General features: G+C 38.6%; 20 protein-coding genes and 2 other annotated features. All 20 genes read left to right on the top strand.

The window, feature by feature from the left end:
* The first annotated feature begins 119 nt into the window (after window positions 1-119).
* The 20 genes from K5S59_RS22580 (at window position 120) to rpoC (ending at window position 20,862) form a co-directional block, all read left to right on the top strand.
* Window positions 120-1,229 carry a PIN/TRAM domain-containing protein gene (locus tag K5S59_RS22580; RefSeq protein ID WP_000919678.1) on the top strand — a complete coding sequence of 370 codons (1,110 nt, stop codon included), beginning with the start codon at window positions 120-122 and terminating at the stop codon, window positions 1,227-1,229.
* A 16-nt stretch (window positions 1,230-1,245) separates the two neighbouring features.
* Entirely contained in the window at window positions 1,246-1,926 is a 681-nt protein-coding gene (gene ispD / locus K5S59_RS22575; RefSeq protein WP_120449335.1) for a 2-C-methyl-D-erythritol 4-phosphate cytidylyltransferase, read from the top strand.
* A 115-nt stretch (window positions 1,927-2,041) separates the two neighbouring features.
* The gene (ispF, locus tag K5S59_RS22570) at window positions 2,042-2,518 is read left to right on the top strand and encodes a 2-C-methyl-D-erythritol 2,4-cyclodiphosphate synthase (RefSeq protein ID WP_000488390.1); all 477 of its coding nucleotides are present in this window, start codon (window positions 2,042-2,044) and stop codon (window positions 2,516-2,518) included.
* Between the two features lie 91 nt (window positions 2,519-2,609).
* A complete protein-coding gene (gltX, locus tag K5S59_RS22565; RefSeq protein ID WP_097845670.1) occupies window positions 2,610-4,067 on the top strand; it encodes a glutamate--tRNA ligase in 1,458 nt (485 codons plus the stop codon).
* 47 nt (window positions 4,068-4,114) lie between these two features.
* Window positions 4,115-4,361, top strand: a binding site (T-box leader).
* A gap of 138 nt (window positions 4,362-4,499) precedes the next feature.
* Complete coding sequence (gene cysE, locus K5S59_RS22560) at window positions 4,500-5,165, top strand: serine O-acetyltransferase (protein ID WP_000476503.1); 666 nt, start codon at window positions 4,500-4,502, stop codon at window positions 5,163-5,165.
* Window positions 5,146-6,543 (top strand): cysteine--tRNA ligase, encoded by a 1,398-nt coding sequence (gene cysS, locus K5S59_RS22555; protein WP_000152266.1) that lies wholly within the window; start codon window positions 5,146-5,148, stop codon window positions 6,541-6,543. The genes cysE and cysS overlap by 20 nt, the downstream gene beginning before the upstream one ends.
* A 2-nt stretch (window positions 6,544-6,545) precedes the next feature.
* Complete coding sequence (locus tag K5S59_RS22550) at window positions 6,546-6,953, top strand: Mini-ribonuclease 3 (protein ID WP_000564258.1); 408 nt, start codon at window positions 6,546-6,548, stop codon at window positions 6,951-6,953.
* A complete protein-coding gene (gene rlmB, locus K5S59_RS22545) occupies window positions 6,950-7,693 on the top strand; it encodes a 23S rRNA (guanosine(2251)-2'-O)-methyltransferase RlmB (protein ID WP_000093762.1) in 744 nt (247 codons plus the stop codon). Before K5S59_RS22550 ends, rlmB begins: the two co-directional genes overlap by 4 nt.
* A 3-nt stretch (window positions 7,694-7,696) precedes the next feature.
* The gene (locus K5S59_RS22540; RefSeq protein WP_000997888.1) at window positions 7,697-8,209 is read left to right on the top strand and encodes an NYN domain-containing protein; all 513 of its coding nucleotides are present in this window, start codon (window positions 7,697-7,699) and stop codon (window positions 8,207-8,209) included.
* A gap of 67 nt (window positions 8,210-8,276) precedes the next feature.
* Entirely contained in the window at window positions 8,277-8,936 is a 660-nt protein-coding gene (locus K5S59_RS22535; RefSeq protein WP_000387198.1) for an RNA polymerase factor sigma-70, read from the top strand.
* 128 nt (window positions 8,937-9,064) lie between these two features.
* Complete coding sequence (gene rpmG / locus K5S59_RS22530) at window positions 9,065-9,211, top strand: 50S ribosomal protein L33 (RefSeq protein ID WP_002070160.1); 147 nt, start codon at window positions 9,065-9,067, stop codon at window positions 9,209-9,211.
* 32 nt (window positions 9,212-9,243) lie between these two features.
* Window positions 9,244-9,423 (top strand): preprotein translocase subunit SecE, encoded by a 180-nt coding sequence (gene secE / locus K5S59_RS22525; protein WP_001241321.1) that lies wholly within the window; start codon window positions 9,244-9,246, stop codon window positions 9,421-9,423.
* A gap of 131 nt (window positions 9,424-9,554) precedes the next feature.
* Window positions 9,555-10,088, top strand: a complete 534-nt coding sequence (gene nusG, locus K5S59_RS22520) for a transcription termination/antitermination protein NusG (protein WP_000415794.1) — start codon at window positions 9,555-9,557, stop codon at window positions 10,086-10,088.
* Window positions 10,089-10,255: 167 nt separating this feature from the next.
* The gene (rplK, locus tag K5S59_RS22515) at window positions 10,256-10,681 is read left to right on the top strand and encodes a 50S ribosomal protein L11 (protein WP_001085872.1); all 426 of its coding nucleotides are present in this window, start codon (window positions 10,256-10,258) and stop codon (window positions 10,679-10,681) included.
* 177 nt (window positions 10,682-10,858) lie between these two features.
* Complete coding sequence (gene rplA, locus K5S59_RS22510; RefSeq protein WP_002070162.1) at window positions 10,859-11,551, top strand: 50S ribosomal protein L1; 693 nt, start codon at window positions 10,859-10,861, stop codon at window positions 11,549-11,551.
* A 49-nt stretch (window positions 11,552-11,600) separates the two neighbouring features.
* Window positions 11,601-11,745: a sequence feature (ribosomal protein L10 leader region), on the top strand.
* Between the two features lie 39 nt (window positions 11,746-11,784).
* Window positions 11,785-12,285, top strand: coding sequence for a 50S ribosomal protein L10 (gene rplJ / locus K5S59_RS22505; protein ID WP_000048719.1), 501 nt, complete (start codon window positions 11,785-11,787; stop codon window positions 12,283-12,285).
* Between the two features lie 67 nt (window positions 12,286-12,352).
* Window positions 12,353-12,712, top strand: a complete 360-nt coding sequence (gene rplL, locus K5S59_RS22500; protein ID WP_000159737.1) for a 50S ribosomal protein L7/L12 — start codon at window positions 12,353-12,355, stop codon at window positions 12,710-12,712.
* A gap of 76 nt (window positions 12,713-12,788) precedes the next feature.
* Window positions 12,789-13,388 carry a class I SAM-dependent methyltransferase gene (locus K5S59_RS22495; protein ID WP_000763261.1) on the top strand — a complete coding sequence of 200 codons (600 nt, stop codon included), beginning with the start codon at window positions 12,789-12,791 and terminating at the stop codon, window positions 13,386-13,388.
* A 291-nt stretch (window positions 13,389-13,679) separates the two neighbouring features.
* Entirely contained in the window at window positions 13,680-17,213 is a 3,534-nt protein-coding gene (rpoB, locus tag K5S59_RS22490) for a DNA-directed RNA polymerase subunit beta (RefSeq protein ID WP_000147556.1), read from the top strand.
* Window positions 17,214-17,250: 37 nt separating this feature from the next.
* Window positions 17,251-20,862 (top strand): DNA-directed RNA polymerase subunit beta', encoded by a 3,612-nt coding sequence (rpoC, locus tag K5S59_RS22485; RefSeq protein WP_000567949.1) that lies wholly within the window; start codon window positions 17,251-17,253, stop codon window positions 20,860-20,862.
* Window positions 20,863-20,869: the final 7 nt, after the last annotated feature.

The following is a 20,869-nucleotide window of genomic DNA, read 5'->3' as shown; positions in this document are numbered from 1 at the left end:
TTTTGGTATATGATATGATATATTGGTAAATAAAACTATTTATAAAAAAACACGTCCGCTTTTGCATTCGGCGTTTTGATTAGCGAAACAATGGTTAATAATGAGTAGGAGGTGGTTGGATGTTAAAACGGATTGTACAGCTCTTCTTTCTAGTAATTGGGGGAGCGTTAGGGATTTACTTAATCCCAAAAGTTATTAATGTATTAGACATCGGTGCCGTTCCTTTATTGGAAGGATCGTATGCTCGTGCAATTATTGGTGCAATTATTTTATTTTTAACAACATTTTGGCTTGTAGATTATATTGTTCAACTTATCAAGCATATTGAAGAGGCTCTTGTAAAGGCGCCTGTAGCGGATGTTTTATTTGGTACATTAGGTTTAATCTCTGGGCTTATTGTTGCGTATTTAATTTTAATACCAATTCGTGAATTTACAATTCCAGTTATTAGTACAGTGTTGCAAGTATTCTTTACTCTTTTACTTGGATACTTAGGATTCCAAGTAGGGTTTAAAAAGAGGAATGAATTGCTAGGGTTATTTACACTACCACAACGTGGAAAGAAGAAAAATAATAATAGTGATAATGAAGAAACTGAAACAGAGGTAGAAGAATCTACAACTCATTGGAAAATTCTCGATACGAGTGTAATTATCGACGGACGTATTGCTGATATTTGCCAAACGAAGTTTTTAGAAGGAACAATTGTGATTCCACAATTCGTGTTAGAAGAACTTCAGCACATTGCCGATTCTTCTGATGCTTTAAAACGTAATCGTGGTCGCAGGGGATTAGATATTTTAAATCGTATTCAAAAAGAGATGCCGATTCCGGTAGAAATTTATGAAGGCGATTTCGATGATATTCAAGAAGTGGATAGCAAACTTGTAAAGTTGGCGAAAATCACTGGTGGAACGGTAGTAACGAATGATTTCAACTTAAACAAAGTTTCTGAATTACAAGGGGTAACGGTGTTAAATATTAACGATTTAGCTAATGCAATTAAACCTGTTGTACTCCCAGGTGAAGAACTAAGTGTTTATGTTGTCAAAGATGGAAAAGAACAAAATCAAGGTGTTGCATACTTAGATGATGGCACGATGATTGTAGTAGAAGATGGTAGGGAATATGTAGGTTCACAACTCGATGTGCTTGTTACTAGTGTGTTACAAACATCGGCTGGTCGTATGATTTTCGCCAAACGTAAATTATTAGAAAAAGCATTATAAGTAGAGGATTATTAATATGTATACATTAATTATTCCAGCAGCTGGTCAAGGTAAGCGGATGGGTGCCGATAAAAATAAGTTGTTCTTACTTATTAATGAAGTACCGATTATTGTGCATACGTTACGTGCTTTTGAAACAGATAAAGCGTGCAAAAGTATTATTATGGCAATTAACGAAGAGGAACGTCCTTATTTTGAAGAATTAATGCAGAAGTATCCAATTGAAAAGCCAGTACAATTTATTCAGGGTGGAGCTGAAAGACAAGATAGTGTATATAACGCCATTCAGCATACTAGTGATGTTGATTATGTTCTTGTACATGACGGTGCGCGTCCATTTGTAACGAATAAAGTGATTCAAGATGTATTAACTGCAGCGGAAAGATATGGAGCATCCATTTGTGCGGTACCAGTGAAAGATACAGTTAAGAAAGTAGAGCAGGATATCGTTGTTGAAACGGTAGAAAGATCTCAGCTTAAAGCTGTACAAACACCACAAGGGTTCGCTGTTTCTCTTTTGTTAGAAGCTCATAGAAGTGCGAAACAGAGTTGTTTCCTTGGTACAGATGATGCAAGTCTCGTAGAACGTATCGGGAAGCAAGTAGGTGTAGTAGAGGGGAGTTATTATAATATTAAAGTGACGACTCCAGAGGATTTATTAATTGCTGAAAGTTTCCTTCATGTTCAAAAGAAATGACAGTGATGATTATAGCGAAGAAAAGCTCGGCAACAGCCGGGCTTTTCTTTATAAGGATAGCGATATAATATAGAATCATAAAGCTATGTAGTTTAGCTTGAGGAGGATGTAAAAAATGTTTCGAATTGGACAAGGTTTTGATGTGCATGAATTTGCGGAAGGCAGACCGTTAATTATTGGTGGAATTACAATTCCTCATGAGAAAGGATTAATTGGTCATTCAGACGCAGACGTATTGTTACATACGATTGCAGACGCATGTTTAGGTGCAATTGCAGCTGGGGATATTGGAAAGCATTTCCCTGATACAGATCCTGCCTTTAAAGATGCTGATTCAGCTGTATTGCTGCAAAAGGTTTGGGAATTTGTACGTGAACAAGGTTACGAGTTAGGGAATCTAGATTGTACAATTATTGCTCAAAAGCCAAAGATGGCACCACATATTGAAAGTATGCGTCAACGCATTAGTGAACTATTAGAAACGTCTATTGATAATATCAATGTAAAGGCAACAACAACAGAAAAATTAGGATTTACAGGTAGAGAAGAAGGAATTGCTTCTCAAGCAGTTGTTTTATTACAGAAAAAATAATATGGTTTTTAATTCGTAAGATGGATAATCACATTTTTTTGGTGTACAATTATAGAATGTGTTGACATTAAGAATGGAAGGTGTACCAATTATGGAAAAGCAAGTGAGAGTGCGCTATGCGCCAAGTCCAACAGGACACTTACATATCGGAAATGCGCGTACGGCATTATTTAATTATTTATTTGCTCGTCATCAAGATGGTAAGTTTATTATTCGTATTGAAGATACTGATGTAAAACGTAATGTTGCTGGTGGAGAAGAAAGCCAATTAAAATACTTGAAATGGCTCGGTATGGACTGGGATGAAGGTGTTGATGTTGGTGGTGAATTTGGACCATATCGTCAAACAGAGCGTTTAGATATTTATAAAAAATTATATGAAGATTTACTAGAGCGTGGTTTAGCTTACAAATGTTATATGACAGAAGAAGAGCTAGAAGCAGAACGTGAAGGGCAAATCTCTCGTGGTGAAACACCTCGTTACGCAGGTAATCATCGTGATTTAACTGAAGCACAAGTGAAAGAATTTGAAGCTGAGGGACGTATTCCAAGTATTCGTTTCCGTGTGCCAGCTGACCGTGATTACACATTTAAAGATATCGTAAAAGATGAAGTTGCATTCCATTCAAATGATTTCGGTGATTTCGTTATCGTGAAAAAAGATGGAATTCCAACTTATAATTTTGCGGTAGCAGTAGATGATCATTTAATGGAAATTACACACGTACTTCGTGGTGATGATCATATTTCAAATACGCCAAAACAAATGATGATTTATGAAGCTTTCGGTTGGGATATCCCGCAATTTGGTCATATGACTTTAATTGTAAATGAAAGCCGTAAAAAATTAAGTAAGCGTGATGAATCTATTATTCAATTTATTGAGCAATATAAAGAGCTTGGATATCTTCCAGAAGCAATCTTTAACTTTATTGCACTACTAGGTTGGTCGCCAGTAGGAGAAGAAGAAATCTTCTCTCAAGAAGAGTTTATCAAAATGTTCGATGCAGCTCGTTTATCAAAATCGCCTGCATTATTTGATTCTCAAAAATTAAAATGGATGAACAACCAATATATGAAAAAGCAAGACTTAGATACGGTGGTAGAATTAAGCTTACCGCATCTAGTGAAAGCTGGACGTATAGGTGAAACTTTAAGTGAACAAGAACAAGCTTGGATTCGTGATGTAATTGCGTTATATCATGAACAAATGAGTTTTGGAGCTGAAATTGTAGAGCTTTCTGAAATGTTCTTCAAAGATCATGTTGATCATGAAGAAGAAGGACAAGAAGTATTAAAAGGTGAACAAGTACCAGAGGTACTTCGTGCATTTGCTGGTCAAGTAGAAGCACTAGAAGAGATGGAACCAGCAGCAATTAAGGCGGCTATTAAAGCAGTTCAAAAGGAAACAGGTCATAAAGGTAAAAACTTATTTATGCCAATCCGTGTTGCAACTACTGGTCAAACACATGGTCCAGAGCTTCCTAATGCTATTGCACTTCTTGGAAAAGAAAAAGTTTTAAATCGTCTTCAAAAAGTAATTGGTTAACATTTTCTAGGTTTAGAAATATAATAAGTATACTTAAAACCTAATAAGGAAAAGCGACGAGAAGGAGAAGTAGAAAATCAGGCTTTTTACAGAGAGAACCACCTTTAGGCTGGAAGTGGTTTATAAGCGGATTTTTGAAATGCCCCTTCGAGTCTTCTGCTGAACAGCAAATTGTTTTGCGAAACGTCTTAGGGCGTAAAGTAAGCAGAAGCGGTGTACACCGTTATCAGAGATGAGTTTGAGGCTTTTTTTAGCCTAAACAGAGTGGAACCGCGCTTATAAGGCGTCTCTGTCAATATGACAGAGGCGTCTTTTTTTATACCGTAAAACTGGGTATGAGTATAAGTTTTATCTGCGTGTATAAAGGTTTAGGAAGATAAGTAGGGATTTAGTTCGCTCGAAAAAGCAGCCCATAAAGGGGAGGGAACGTCGATGTTTAAGAGGCTTCGGGAAGATATTGAAGTCGTTTTTGAACAGGATCCAGCGGCAAGAAGTTATTTCGAAGTCATTTTGACTTACTCTGGATTACATGCAGTTTGGGCCCATCGAATTGCACATTCTTTTTATAAAAAGAATTTCTTCTTTATTGCACGTTGGATCTCACAAGTTAGTCGTTTCTTTACTGGCATCGAGATTCATCCAGGAGCAACAATTGGTCGTCGTTTTTTCATAGACCATGGAATGGGGGTTGTAATTGGAGAAACGTGCGAAATTGGCGATAATGTAACAATCTATCAAGGGGTTACATTAGGTGGTACGGGTAAAGAAAAGGGAAAGAGGCACCCTACAATTCAGGATAATGTATTAATTGCAACAGGTGCTAAAGTACTAGGTTCTATTACAGTTGGAGAGAACTCTAAAATTGGAGCAGGGTCTGTTGTATTAAAAGAAGTCCCTGCACATTCTACAGTTGTAGGTATACCTGGCCGAGTCGTTATTCAAAATGGAGTAAAGATCGGTCAAGAATTAAATCATTCTGACCTTCCAGACCCAATTTTTGATAAGTTAAAGGTCATGGAAGTAGAACTTGATAAATTGAAAAAACAACTTGAAGTAAAGGTAGAAAGGAAGGGTAAAAATGACTATTCACATTTATAATACGTTAACGCGTCAAAAGGAAGAGTTTACTCCATTAGAAGAAAATAAGGTAAAGATGTATGTGTGCGGACCTACAGTTTATAACTATATTCACATTGGGAACGCAAGACCACCTATGGTATTTGATACGGTACGCCGTTATTTAGAATATAAAGGTTATGATGTGCAGTATGTATCTAACTTTACTGACGTAGATGATAAACTAATTAAAGCAGCAAATGAATTAGGGGAAGATGTGCCGACAATTGCGGACCGTTTCGTTGAAGCGTATTTTGAAGATGTAACGGCACTAGGTTGCAAACATGCAACAGTTCATCCGCGTGTAACGGAAAATATGGACATTATTATTGAATTTATTCAAGAACTTGTGAATAAAGGATATGCATATGAATCAGAAGGTGATGTGTACTTTAGAACGAAGGAATTCGAAGGGTACGGTAAATTATCACATCAACCAATCGCAGACTTACGTCACGGTGCACGCATTGAAGTAGGAGAAAAGAAACAAGACCCTCTTGATTTTGCTTTATGGAAAGCTGCGAAAGAAGGAGAAATCTTCTGGGAAAGCCCTTGGGGGAACGGTCGTCCGGGCTGGCATATTGAATGCTCGGCAATGGCGCGTAAATACTTAGGAGATACAATCGATATTCATGCTGGTGGTCAAGACTTGGCATTTCCTCATCATGAGAATGAAATTGCACAGTCTGAAGCATTAACAGGAAAAACATTTGCACGTTATTGGATGCACAATGGATATATTAATATTAATAATGAGAAGATGTCTAAGTCACTGGGGAACTTCATTTTAGTTCACGATATCATTAAGCAATATGATCCGCAGCTAATTAGATTCTTTATGTTATCGGTACATTACCGTCACCCAATTAATTTCAGTGAAGAGTTATTACAAAGCACAAATAACGGACTGGAAAGAATTAAAACGGCTTACGGTAACTTAAAACACCGTATGGAAAGTAGTACTGAGTTAACAGATCATAATGAGAAATGGTTAGCTGAACTGGAAAAATTCCAGACTGCATTTGAAGAAGCGATGAATGATGACTTCAACACTGCTAATGCAATCACTGAATTATATAATGTAGCAAATCATGCAAATCAATATTTACTGGAAGAACATACGTCTACAGTTGTAATTGAAGCATACGTAAAACAACTTGAAACATTATTTGATATTTTAGGGCTAGAATTAGCGCAAGAAGAGTTGCTTGATGAAGAAATTGAGGCACTTATTCAAAAGCGGATTGAAGCTCGTAAAAATCGAGATTTTGCATTATCAGATCAAATTCGTGATGATTTAAAAGATCGTAATATTATTTTAGAAGATACCGCTCAAGGTACAAGATGGAAAAGAGGATAAGAATGATTGATGCAAAGCAATTGAACAGCTTAGCGTTAGCATATATGGGTGATGCGGTATATGAACAATATATCCGCTATCACCTACTCCAAAAAGGGAAAGTTCGTCCTAACCAATTACATCGATTAGGGACAAACTTTGTTTCGGCAAAAGCACAGGCGAAAGTTGTTTATCATTTATTAGAGACAGCATTTTTAACTGAGGAAGAAGAAGCGGTACTAAGAAGAGGGCGTAATGCAAATTCAGGTACTGTTCCGAAAAATACAGATGTACAAACATATCGATATAGTACAGCCTTTGAAGCGCTAATTGGCTATCATCATTTATTAAATAATCGCGAAAGATTAGACGAAATTGTATATAAGGCAATTGCTGTTTTAGAAGAAAAGGAAGGGGGCACATCATCATGAGTAGTGAATATATTATCGGACGTAACCCTGTAATTGAAGCGTTACGATCAGGAAGAGATATTAATAAAATTTGGATTGCAGAAGGTGCTGCCAAAGGACAAGTACAAATTGTACTAGCACTAGCGAAAGAAAATAAGGTTATTTTACAACATGCACCAAAGAAGAAGTTAGATCAATTAGTTGAGGGGAACCATCAAGGTGTAATTGCTCAAGTGGCTGCGTATCAATATGCTGAGCTAGAAGATCTATTTAAAGTAGCAGAGAAGCGTAATGAAGATCCGTTTTTCTTAATTTTAGATGAAATTGAAGACCCGCATAACTTAGGTTCTATTATGCGTACTGCGGATGCAACAGGAGCTCATGGAATTATTATTCCGAAAAGAAGAGCTGTGGGACTTACAGCGTCAGTTGCAAAAGCATCTACTGGAGCAATTGAATACATTCCTGTTGCACGTGTAACGAATTTATCTCGTACAATCGATGAATTAAAAGAACGTGGACTTTGGATTGCTGGTACAGATGCAAAAGGGAAAACGGATTACCGTAATTTAGATGGTAAAATGCCAATTGGATTAGTAATTGGAAGTGAAGGGAAAGGTATGAGTCGTATTATTGGTGAAAAATGTGATTTCCTAATTACTTTACCGATGGTCGGTAAAGTTACATCCTTAAATGCTTCAGTAGCCGCAAGTTTGTTAATGTATGAGGTATATCGTAAGCGTCACGAAATTGGTAAATAAAAAATGAACGATATTTTAATCGTTGACGGTTACAACATTATCGGAGCTTGGGGAGACTTGAAGAAACTACGGGATGTAGATTTGCAATCATCAAGGGATGCACTGATTGATAAGATGGCGGATTACCAAGGATACACTGGTACAAAGGTAATGATAGTCTTTGATGCTTATACAGTACAAGGTATTGAAAAAAAGATGAAACAATCGCGTGTGGAAGTCATATTCACGAGGAAGAATCAAACTGCAGATGAAAAGATAGAGCAACTAGCGATTGAGCTTAGAAATATAAATACGCAAATATATGTTGCGACTTCTGATTATACGGAACAATGGGTTATATTTGCGCAAGGTGCTCTTCGGAAATCGGCACGTGAATTAGAGTTGGAAGTACAAGCGATGGAGCAACAAGTAAGAAGGCGTACGCAAGACACAAAAGAAAAGCAACCCGCCATGCGAAAGATATTTAGTAAAGATATTACAGAAAAATTAGAAAAATTAAGAAGAGGAGAGCGTTGAAGCATTGACGCTCTTTATCTTTTTACTGTATAATATTGCTAAATAAATAGCGGTCGGAGGGATCAAGGTGGAAGCAGGCTTCGTAAGTGTAGGCGACGTTACATTTCGTGATTTAGAGGATGAGGCAATCGTTGAGTTAGTTCGAAAAGGTAATACTGACGCTCTAGAATATTTGATTCACAAATATAAGAACTTTGTTCGCGCGAAATCAAGATCTTATTTCTTAGTGGGTGCCGATCGAGAAGATATTGTTCAAGAAGGTATGATTGGATTGTTTAAAGCGATTCGTGATTATAAAGAGGACAAGCTGTCTTCATTCAAAGCATTTGCTGAACTGTGTATCACTCGACAAATTATTACCGCTATTAAAACAGCAACAAGGCAAAAGCATATTCCGTTAAATTCATATGTGTCTTTAGATAAGCCGATTTATGATGAGGAATCTGATCGGACGTTATTAGATGTTATTTCGGAAGCAAAGGTAACAGATCCTGAAGAAATGATTATAAGTCAGGAAGAATATACAGACATAGAATCTAAAATATCTGAATTATTAAGCGATTTAGAAAGGAAAGTTCTTTCTTTATATCTAGATGGTCGTTCTTATCAAGAGATTTCGGAACAGTTAAATAGACATGTGAAATCTATTGATAACGCTTTACAGAGAGTCAAGCGGAAATTGGAACGATATATGGAAATGAGAGAGAGTACCACTTTAAATTCATAACAAATACTACAGGTGTAAAAAATCACCTGTTTTCTTTTTGTAGAGAGTACAAAAGGCATGTCATTGACATTGTCTTTTGTTGTATGATACATTTTTAGGGACATAATGTTACAAGGTTGGTGTAACTAATGAGGAAAAAAGTTGTACTCTCATGTGAAGAGTGTAAAAATCGAAACTACTCTACGATGAAAGATACGAGCTCAGTAGAGCGACTTGAAATAAAAAAGTTTTGTAAAACATGCAATCAGCATACAGTTCACAAGGAAACAAAATAAATAATTGAAATAATACACTGGAGGTCCCGTAGATGCGTTTAACGAACTTTTTCGGCGATGTAGGTCGCGAAATGAAAAAAGTAAGTTGGCCTAAAAAAGATGAATTACTCCGTTCAACAGCGACTGTTATCGCTACAGTTGTCTTCTTTGCGATTTTCTTCGCAGTGGTTGATATGGGCATTTCTTCTTTAATTCGGTTAATTCTTGGTTAATTCTTGAATAAGAAGCACTTATCCATGATATAATGTTATTTATAAGAACTGTGTAAAAGCCCGGTGAACGGGTTTTTTCATTTGCGCAAAAAAATGTACGTCAGGGAGGGAAGGACGCTCGTCCTAAATGAATGGAAAAAAGTTGGTATGTTGTCCATACTTATTCTGGATATGAAAATAAAGTAAAAGCAAACCTAGAGAAACGTGTAGAATCAATGGGTATGCAAGATAAAATTTTCCGTGTTGTTGTCCCGGAAGAAGTAGAAGTAGAAATGAAAAACGGTAAAGAAAAATTAATGAAAAGAAAAGTGTTCCCAGGTTATGTATTAGTAGAATTAATCATGACTGATGACTCTTGGTATGTTGTACGTAACACGCCAGGTGTAACTGGGTTCGTTGGTTCTTCTGGTTCTGGATCTAAACCATCACCTCTATTAGAAGAGGAAGTTGTTACCATTATGAAGCATATGGGAATGGACAACGAAGTGGTTGATTTCGACTTTGAACTTCATGAAACAGTGCGTGTAAATGAGGGACCATTCGCAGATTATACAGGTGCTATTGAAGAAATTGATGTGGAGAAGAAAAAGGTTAGCGTGCTTGTGGACATGTTTGGTCGCGAGACTCCAGTTGAGCTTGACTTCCATCAAATTGAAAAATTATAAAATGAAACTTGAAATGAATTGTAAAAAGTGATAATATCTTTTAAGTCAGTACGTCTTCGTTATCGGAGACGTTTTTTGAAAGATTTTATCCTTACAGATAAAATATGACGTGGGAGGGCAAATCACTGTCCAATTGACCACATCACGGACTTAAGGAGGTGTGTCTCGTGGCTAAAAAGGTAATTAAAATGGTAAAGCTTCAAATTCCTGCAGGTAAAGCTAACCCAGCTCCACCAGTTGGTCCAGCATTAGGACAAGCAGGTGTTAACATCATGGGCTTCTGTAAAGAGTTTAACGCTCGTACAGCTGATCAAGCTGGTCTTATCATCCCTGTTGAAATTACGGTATTTGAGGACCGTTCATTCACTTTCATTACTAAAACTCCTCCTGCTGCTGTTCTTCTTAAGAAAGTAGCTGGTATTGAGTCTGGTTCTGGTGAACCAAACCGTAATAAAGTGGCAACTGTTAAGCGTGATAAAGTACGCGAAATCGCTGAAACTAAAATGCCTGACCTAAACGCTGCTAGCGTAGAAGCTGCAATGCGTATGGTTGAAGGTACTGCACGCAGTATGGGCATCGTTATCGAAGACTAATTCGATTTGTTTTTTTAAAAAGGTTGCGGGTCTGGAATTCCAATTCGCAACCTTTATTATCGTAAATGATTATCGTTTTTAAATAAATGGATGGCGCGCATCCTCAGGTTATACCTGAAAATAAGCGTAAACGTGGGAGGTTATTCCGCTAAAACCACATTCGAGGAGGAAATAAAAATGGCTAAAAGAGGTAAAAAGTACGTAGAAGCTGCAAAGCTTGTTGATCGTGCAACTGCTTACTCTGCAACAGAAGCAGTAGAATTAGTAAAGAAAACAAACACAGCTAAATTTGATGCGACTGTAGAAGTTGCATTCCGTTTAGGTGTTGACCCTAAGAAAGCTGACCAACAAATCCGTGGTGCAGTTGTTCTTCCACACGGTACTGGTAAAGTACAACGTGTATTAGTATTCGCTAAAGGTGAAAAGGCTAAAGAAGCTGAAGCTGCTGGAGCTGACTTCGTAGGCGATGCTGATTACATCGGTAAAATCCAACAAGGTTGGTTCGATTTCGATGTAGTAGTAGCAACTCCTGACATGATGGGTGAAGTTGGTAAACTTGGTCGCGTATTAGGACCTAAAGGTTTAATGCCAAACCCTAAAACTGGAACAGTTACTTTCGATGTAACTAAGGCTGTTAACGAAATCAAAGCTGGTAAAGTTGAATACCGCGTTGATAAAGCTGGTAACATCCACGTTCCAATCGGTAAAGTATCTTTCGAAGATGCTAAATTAGTAGAAAACTTCAGCACAATTGCTGACACTTTACAAAAAGTTAAGCCAGCTGCTGCAAAAGGTACTTACATGAAGAACGTAACAGTTGCTTCTACAATGGGACCTGGCGTACGTGTAGACGTTTCTACATTAGCGTAAATTTTGGAAGTTGACTTCATAAAGAAGTTTTTATATAATCATTTATGTTGTGAATTTAATTAGTGTACCGTAGACAGTAGGTGTCAATAGACTTAATTTCCTACCTAGGTGTTAATATACGAAACGGAATTTTTTTTCTGTGACTATATGCCTCCATGTCTACAAGTTGGGCATGGAGGTTTTTAGTGCACTTTCGGTACATCTTCTATATAATCTACAGGAGGTGTAATAACATGAGCAAAGTAATCGAAACTAAACAACAAGTTGTAACTGAAATCGCGGACAAACTTCGTGAAAGTAAATCTACGATCGTTGTTGACTACCGTGGTTTAACAGTTTCTGAAGTAACAGAATTACGTAAAAACTTACGTGAAGCTGGCGTTGAGTTCAAAGTTTACAAAAACTCTTTAACTCGTCGTGCTGCAGAATCTGCTGAAATGGCTGAGTTAAACGAATTCTTAACAGGACCAAACGCAATCGCGTTCAGTAACGAGGATGTAGTTGCTCCTGCGAAAGTATTAAACGACTTCGCTACAAAACATGAAGCTTTAGAAATTAAAGCTGGTGTAATCGAAGGTAAACTTGTAACACTTGATGAGGTTAAAGCTATCGCTACTCTTCCATCACGTGAAGGCTTACTTTCTATGCTTCTTAGCGTTCTTCAAGCTCCAATCCGTAACCTTGCACTTGCTACTAAAGCAGTTGCAGATCAAAAGGAAGAGCAAGGCGCTTAATTTTTTAAAAGATAATTACTTGTTATCTATAAAACAATACAAACCTATTTAAGGGAGGATATTTACAATGACTAAAGAACAAATCATTGAAGCAGTTAAATCTATGACTGTATTAGAACTTAACGACTTAGTAAAAGCTATCGAGGAAGAATTCGGCGTAACTGCTGCTGCTCCTGTAGCTGTAGCTGGTGGCGCTGGTGAAGCTGCTGCTGAGAAAACTGAATTTGACGTAGTACTTGCAAGTGCTGGCGCTCAAAAAATCAAAGTTATCAAAGCTGTACGTGAAATCACTGGTCTTGGCTTAAAAGAAGCTAAAGAATTAGTTGACAACACTCCAAAAGCAATCAAAGAAGGCGTTTCTAAAGAGGAAGCTGAAGAAATGAAAGCTAAACTTGAAGAAGTTGGCGCTGCTGTAGAAGTTAAGTAATTAACTTTTGATGCTTTAAAAAAAGCTCGCTCTCATGCGAGCTTTTTTTTTAACTGTAAAGAAAAGAGGTGGCCATATGGCAGACCATTATTTTTCTAATGACCCTTCTAGTAAAAGTGATCGCAAGCGATGGGAATTTGCACTTCGTGGATCTCAATTTACTTTCTTATCTGACCGTGGGGTGTTCTCGAAAAACGAAGTGGACTTTGGTTCTCGTCTTTTAATTGAAGCGTTTCAAGTGTCGGATATTAAAGGTGATATATTAGACGTAGGTTGTGGATATGGACCAATTGGTTTATCGTTGGCGAAAGAGTTTCAAGACCGTAAAGTTCACATGGTGGATGTGAATGAAAGGGCGCTTGAGCTTGCGAAAGAAAATGCCGCTAACAATAGAATTGGAAATGTACACATTTTTCAAAGTAGCGTCTATGAAAATGTAGATGGTATGTATGCTGCTATTCTATCTAATCCTCCAATTCGTGCAGGTAAAGATATCGTGCATGAGATTTTAGAAAAGGCTGTAGAGTATTTAGTTCCAGGTGGAGAGTTGTGGATTGTTATTCAAAAGAAGCAAGGTGCACCATCTGCACTGAAGAAACTAGAGGAAGTGTTTTCTGAAGTCGAAGTTGTAGAAAAGAAAAAGGGATATTATATCATAAAATCAAAAAAACGTTGACGGTTATTTTTGGCTATGTTAACATTATACAATGCCAATATATGATTTTCTGCGTTGAGAAAGATGTATATTTTTGTTTCTCTTGGAAAAGATAGTAAAATCAGCAGATTATGAAACAGAATGATGGTTTTCTTATAGAAGCCATTTTTCTTTTTTGAGCAGGTAGAAAGACTCAACGTATTTATCTTTAAGAGAAAAAGACTACGCTAATAGCAGTAGTTGTATTTATTTGTGATTTTGCGCAAATTTTTTTGCGCATTTATAATACTCATGATTTGAGGGGTGAAGCAGTTGACAGGTCAACTAGTTCAATACGGACGCCACCGCCAACGAAGAAGTTATGCCCGTATTAGTGAAGTATTAGAGTTACCAAATCTTATCGAAATTCAAACCTCTTCTTATCAGTGGTTTCTTGATGAGGGTTTGCGAGAAATGTTCCAAGACATTTCTCCGATTGAAGACTTTACGGGAAATCTATCGCTTGAATTTATCGACTACAGCTTAGGTGAACCTAAATACTCTGTAGACGAATGCAAAGAGCGTGATGTGACGTATGCAGCACCACTTCGTGTAAAAGTGCGTCTAATCAACAAGGAAACTGGTGAAGTAAAAGAACAAGATGTGTTCATGGGAGATTTCCCACTCATGACAGAGACTGGAACATTCGTAATTAACGGTGCAGAACGTGTTATCGTTTCCCAGTTAGTTCGCTCTCCAAGCGTATACTATAGTGGCAAAGTGGATAAAAACGGAAAACGTGGTTTTACTGCTACTGTAATTCCAAACCGCGGAGCTTGGTTAGAGTATGAGACAGATGCTAAGGATGTTGTATATGTGCGTATTGACCGTACGCGTAAACTTCCTGTAACTGTTTTGTTACGCGCATTAGGGTTTGGCTCTGATCAAGAAATCACCGAGCTTTTAGGTGATAACGAATACTTAAGCAACACATTAGAAAAAGACAACACAGATAGCACAGAAAAAGCATTGCTTGAAATTTATGAGCGTCTACGTCCTGGTGAACCACCAACAGTAGAAAATGCAAAGAGCTTACTTGTGTCTCGTTTCTTCGATCCGAAGCGCTACGATTTAGCAAATGTAGGTCGCTATAAGATCAACAAGAAGTTACACATTAAAAACAGATTGTTTAACCAACGCTTAGCTGAAACATTAGTGGATCCAGAAACTGGTGAAATTTTAGCGGCAGAAGGAACAATCTTAGATCGTCGTACACTTGATCGCATTTTACCTTACTTAGAGAAAAACATTGGATTCAAAACAGCGAAACCAATGGGTGGAGTGGTAGAAGGCGATGTTGAGCTGCAATCTATTAAGATTTATGCTCCTGAGTCAGAAGGCGAACGCGTAATTAATGTAATTGGTAATGCGAATATTACTCGTGATGTAAAACACATCACACCAGGTGATATCCTTGCTTCTATCAGTTACTTCTTCAACCTACTATACAAAGTAGGGGATACAGATGATATCGACCATTTAGGAAACCGTCGTCTGCGTTCAGTTGGAGAACTATTACAAAATCAATTCCGTATCGGTCTTTCTCGTATGGAACGTGTTGTTCGTGAGAGAATGTCGATTCAGGATACAAATGCAATTACACCACAGGCACTAATTAATATTCGTCCTGTTATTGCATCTATTAAAGAGTTCTTCGGAAGTTCTCAGTTATCTCAGTTCATGGACCAAACAAACCCATTAGCAGAGTTAACTCACAAACGAAGACTATCTGCATTAGGACCCGGTGGTTTAACGCGTGAGCGCGCAGGCTTTGAAGTGCGTGACGTTCACTACTCTCACTATGGTCGTATGTGTCCGATTGAAACACCAGAGGGACCAAACATCGGTTTGATTAACTCATTATCATCGTTCGCGAAAGTAAATGAGTTTGGTTTCATTGAAACACCATACCGTCGTGTTGATCCAGAAACTGGTCTTGTAACAGGGCAGGTTGATTACTTAACTGCAGATGAAGAAGATAATTATGTTGTAGCCCAAGCGAATATGAAATTATCTGAAGAAGGAGAATTCCTTAGTGAAGATATCGTAGCTCGTTTCCGTGGTGAAAACATTGTCACAAATAAAGAACGCATCGATTACATGGATGTATCTCCAAAACAAGTAGTGTCGGCAGCGACAGCTTGTATTCCGTTCTTAGAAAACGATGACTCTAACCGCGCACTTATGGGAGCGAACATGCAACGTCAGGCGGTTCCGTTAATGAATCCGGAATCTCCGATTGTAGGTACAGGTATGGAGTACGTATCAGCAAAAGACTCAGGTGCTGCAGTAATCTGTAAACACCCTGGTGTTGTTGAACGCGTAGAAGCACGTGAAGTTTGGGTACGTCGCTATGTAGAAGTTGACGGTCAAACAGTAAAAGGCGACTTAGATCGCTACAAAATGCAAAAATTCATTCGTTCTAACCAAGGAACTTGCTACAACCAACGCCCAATCGTAAGTGTTGGAAATGAAGTTGTAAAAGGTGAAATCCTTGCGGATGGTCCTTCTATGGAATTAGGTGAACTAGCACTTGGACGTAACGTGCTTGTTGGCTTCATGACTTGGGACGGTTATAACTACGAGGATGCGATCATTATGAGTGAGCGCCTTGTAAAAGACGATGTGTACACTTCTATTCATATTGAAGAATATGAGTCAGAAGCTCGTGATACGAAGCTTGGACCAGAAGAAATTACACGTGACATTCCAAACGTTGGGGAAGATGCATTACGCAACCTTGACGAGCGCGGTATCATTCGCGTTGGTGCGGAAGTAAAAGATGGAGATTTACTTGTTGGTAAAGTAACACCTAAAGGTGTAACAGAATTAACAGCTGAAGAACGTCTATTACATGCTATCTTTGGAGAAAAAGCACGTGAAGTACGTGATACATCACTACGTGTACCACACGGTGGTGGCGGTATTATCTTGGACGTAAAAGTATTCAACCGTGAAGATGGCGATGAATTGCCACCAGGCGTGAATCAACTTGTACGTGCATATATCGTTCAAAAACGTAAAATTTCTGAAGGTGACAAGATGGCCGGACGTCACGGTAACAAAGGTGTTATCTCTCGTATTTTACCAGAAGAAGATATGCCTTACTTACCAGACGGTACGCCAATCGATATCATGTTAAACCCATTAGGGGTACCATCTCGTATGAATATCGGTCAGGTATTAGAGCTTCATCTTGGTATGGCAGCAAGATACCTTGGCATTCACATTGCAACACCAGTATTCGATGGTGCTCGTGAGGAAGATGTTTGGGGCACTATTGAAGAAGCTGGTATGGCAAATGACGCGAAAACAATCCTGTATGACGGACGTACTGGTGAACCATTCGATAACCGCGTATCTGTTGGTGTCATGTATATGATCAAACTTGCGCACATGGTTGACGATAAACTTCATGCTCGTTCTACTGGACCATACTCACTTGTAACGCAGCAGCCTCTTGGAGGTAAAGCTCAGTTCGGTGGACAGCGTTTCGGTGAGATGGAGGTTTGGGCACTTGAAGCTTATGGTGCTGCTTATACTCTTCAAGAAATCTTAACAGTGAAGTCTGATGATGTTGTTGGACGTGTTAAGACGTATGAAGCAATTGTTAAAGGCGAAAATGTTCCAGAACCAGGCGTTCCTGAATCATTCAAAGTATTGATTAAAGAGCTGCAAAGTTTAGGTATGGACGTTAAAATGATGTCTAGCGACGATAAAGAAATTGAAATGCGTGATACAGAAGATGACGATGATCATCAATCAGCAGATAAATTGAATGTCGAAGTTGAGACAACTAAGGAATAATTGGGATAACCTGTAGACTAAAAGGGAGGTAGGCCCCTTGATAGATGTAAATAACTTTGAATATATGAAGATTGGACTTGCTTCACCTGACAAGATTCGTTCTTGGTCATACGGTGAAGTTAAGAAACCAGAAACAATTAACTATCGTACGTTAAAGCCTGAGAAAGATGGCTTGTTCTGTGAGCGTATTTTCGGACCACAAAAGGACTGGGAATGTCATTGCGGAAAATACAAACGTGTACGTTATAAAGGTGTAGTTTGTGATCGATGTGGCGTTGAAGTAACGCGTGCAAAAGTTCGTCGTGAACGTATGGGTCATATCGAATTAGCTGCTCCTGTATCTCATATTTGGTATTTCAAAGGTATCCCGAGCCGCATGGGACTTGTCTTAGACATGTCCCCTCGCGCGCTTGAAGAAGTAATTTATTTCGCTTCTTATGTTGTAACAGAAAGTGGAGATACACCACTTGATAAGAAGCAATTACTTTCTGAAAAAGAATACCGTGCATATCGTGATCGATATGGTAGCACATTCCAAGCTGCTATGGGTGCAGAAGCGATTAAAAAGCTACTACAAGACATCGATTTAGATAAAGAAGTAGACTTCTTAAAAGAAGAATTAAAAACAGCACAAGGACAACGCCGTACTCGTGCTATTAAACGTCTAGAAGTATTAGAAGCATTCCGTAACTCTGGAAATCACCCATCTTGGATGATCCTAGATGTTCTTCCAGTTATCCCACCAGAACTACGCCCAATGGTACAGTTGGATGGTGGACGTTTTGCTACTTCTGACTTAAACGACTTATACCGTCGTGTAATTAACCGTAATAATCGTTTAAAACGTCTATTGGACTTAGGTGCACCAAGCATCATCGTTCAAAACGAAAAACGTATGTTACAAGAAGCTGTAGACGCATTAATCGATAATGGTCGCCGTGGCCGTCCAGTTACTGGACCGGGTAACCGTCCATTAAAATCACTATCTCACATGCTTAAAGGTAAACAAGGACGTTTCCGTCAAAACTTATTAGGTAAACGTGTTGACTACTCTGGCCGTTCTGTAATCGTTGTAGGACCGAACTTAAAGATGTACCAATGTGGATTACCGAAAGAAATGGCGCTTGAATTGTTTAAGCCTTTCGTTATGAAAGAGTTAGTTGGAAAAGGTTTAGCACACAACATTAAGAGTGCTAAACGTAAAATCGAGCGTGTACAACCTGAAGTTTGGGACGTTTTAGAATCTGTGATCAAAGAGCATCCAGTACTTCTAAACCGCGCACCAACACTTCACCGTCTTGGTATCCAGGCGTTTGAACCTACATTAGTAGAAGGTCGCGCAATTCGTCTTCATCCACTTGTATGTACTGCATACAACGCGGACTTTGACGGTGACCAAATGGCGGTTCACGTTCCGTTATCATCAGAGGCACAAGCAGAAGCTCGTATTCTTATGTTAGCGGCACAAAACATCTTGAATCCAAAAGACGGAAAACCAGTTGTTACTCCATCTCAGGATATGGTATTAGGTAACTACTACTTAACTCTTGAGCGTGAAGGCGCGATCGGTGAAGGTATGGTCTTCAAAGATGCAAACGAAGCAATACTTGCATACCAAAATGGATATGTACATCTGCACACACGTGTTGCAGTTGCTGCAAGTTCAGTAAATAACGTAACATTTACTGAAGAGCAAAAAGGTAAGCTTCTATTAACAACAGTTGGTAAATTAATATTTAACGAAATCTTACCAGAGTCGTTCCCTTATATTAATGAACCGACAAACTCAAACCTTGAAAAAGAAACACCAGCGGAGTATTTCGTTGAAAAAGGTGCGAACATTAAAGAAATTATTGCTAGTCGCGAAGAAGTGGCGCCATTTAGCAAGAAGATCCTTGGTAACATCATTGCGGAAGTATTCAAACGTTTCCAAATTACGGAAACATCTCGCATGCTTGACCGCATGAAAAACTTAGGATTTAAGTACTCTACAAAAGCTGGTATCACAGTTGGGGTATCTGACATTCTTGTATTAGGCGAAAAAGATGAAATTCTCCATGAAGCACAAGCAAAAGTAGATAATGTAATTAAACAATTCCGTCGCGGTTTAATCACAGAAGAAGAACGTTACGATCGCGTTATCTCTATTTGGAGTAATGCAAAAGATGTTATCCAAGGAAAACTGATGAAATCCTTGAATAAACGCAATCCAATCTTCATGATGAGTGATTCCGGTGCCCGTGGTAACGCATCGAACTTTACTCAGCTTGCTGGTATGCGTGGTCTGATGGCCAATCCATCTGGTCGTATTATCGAACTTCCAATTAAATCAAGTTTCCGTGAAGGTTTAACAGTACTTGAGTACTTCATCTCTACGCATGGTGCGCGTAAAGGTCTTGCCGATACAGCACTTAAAACTGCCGATTCTGGTTACTTAACACGTCGTCTTGTAGACGTTGCACAAGATGTAATTGTCCGTGAAGATGATTGTGGAACAGATCGTGGTCTATTAATTGGTGCGATTAAAGAGGGTAATGAAGTAATTGAGTCATTATATGATCGTCTTGTTGGACGTTTTGCAAGAAAAACTGTAAAACATCCTGAAACAGGTGAAGTATTAGTTAGTGAAAACCAACTAATTACTGAAGATATCGCTCATATCGTTGAAAATTCGGGTGTTGAAACTGTAAACATTCGTTCAGCATTCACGTGTAACACTCGCCATGGTGTATGTAAGAAGTGTTACGGTCGTAACTTAGCAACTGGTACAGACGTAGAAGTAGGAGAAGCGGTAGGTATTATCGCAGCTCAATCTATCGGTGAGCCAGGTACACAGTTAACGATGCGTACGTTCCATACAGGTGGGGTTGCCGGAGATGATATCACTCAAGGTTTACCTCGTATCCAAGAGATCTTCGAAGCTCGTAACCCGAAAGGTCAGGCAGTTATCAGTGAAATCGATGGTGTTATCGCAGCGATCAACGATGTTAAAGATCGCCAAGAAGTAGTTGTACAGGGTGAAGTTGAAGCTCGTACGTATGCTATTCCTTACGGTGCGCGTCTGAAAGTAACTCCAGGACAGCCAATTAGCCACGGTAAAGAGTTAACAGAAGGTTCTATTGATCCGAAAGAATTACTAAAAGTAACGGACATTACGGCGGTTCAAGAATACTTATTACGTGAAGTTCAAAAAGTATACCGTATGCAAGGGGTAGAAATTGGCGACAAACACGTAGAAGTAATGGTACGTCAAATGTTACGTAAAGTTCGTGTAAGTGATGCGGGTGAAACAGATGTATTACCAGGAACATTACTAGATATTCATCAGTTTACTGATGCGAATGCGAAGGTGTTACTGAAAGGTAAACAACCAGCAACAGCTAGACCTGTTCTACTTGGTATTACAAAAGCTTCGCTTGAAACTGATTCATTCTTATCTGCAGCATCGTTCCAAGAAACGACACGTGTCTTAACTGATGCAGCAATTAAGGGTAAACGCGATGAACTTCTAGGATTGAAAGAAAATGTTATTATCGGTAAACTTGTTCCTGCTGGAACAGGTATGAATCGTTATCGCAAAGTGGACCTTGTAAAAACAACACAAGGTGACATGAATGTAGAAAACGATGAAGTTTATGTGGAACAGTAAAATTTTC

Origin of the sequence: Bacillus sp. BML-BC051 (genome assembly GCF_019656175.1) — a bacterium.
In the GTDB taxonomy this organism is placed as follows: domain Bacteria; phylum Bacillota; class Bacilli; order Bacillales; family Bacillaceae_G; genus Bacillus_A; species Bacillus_A mobilis.
This window is presented reverse-complemented; position numbering and strand designations above follow the sequence as displayed.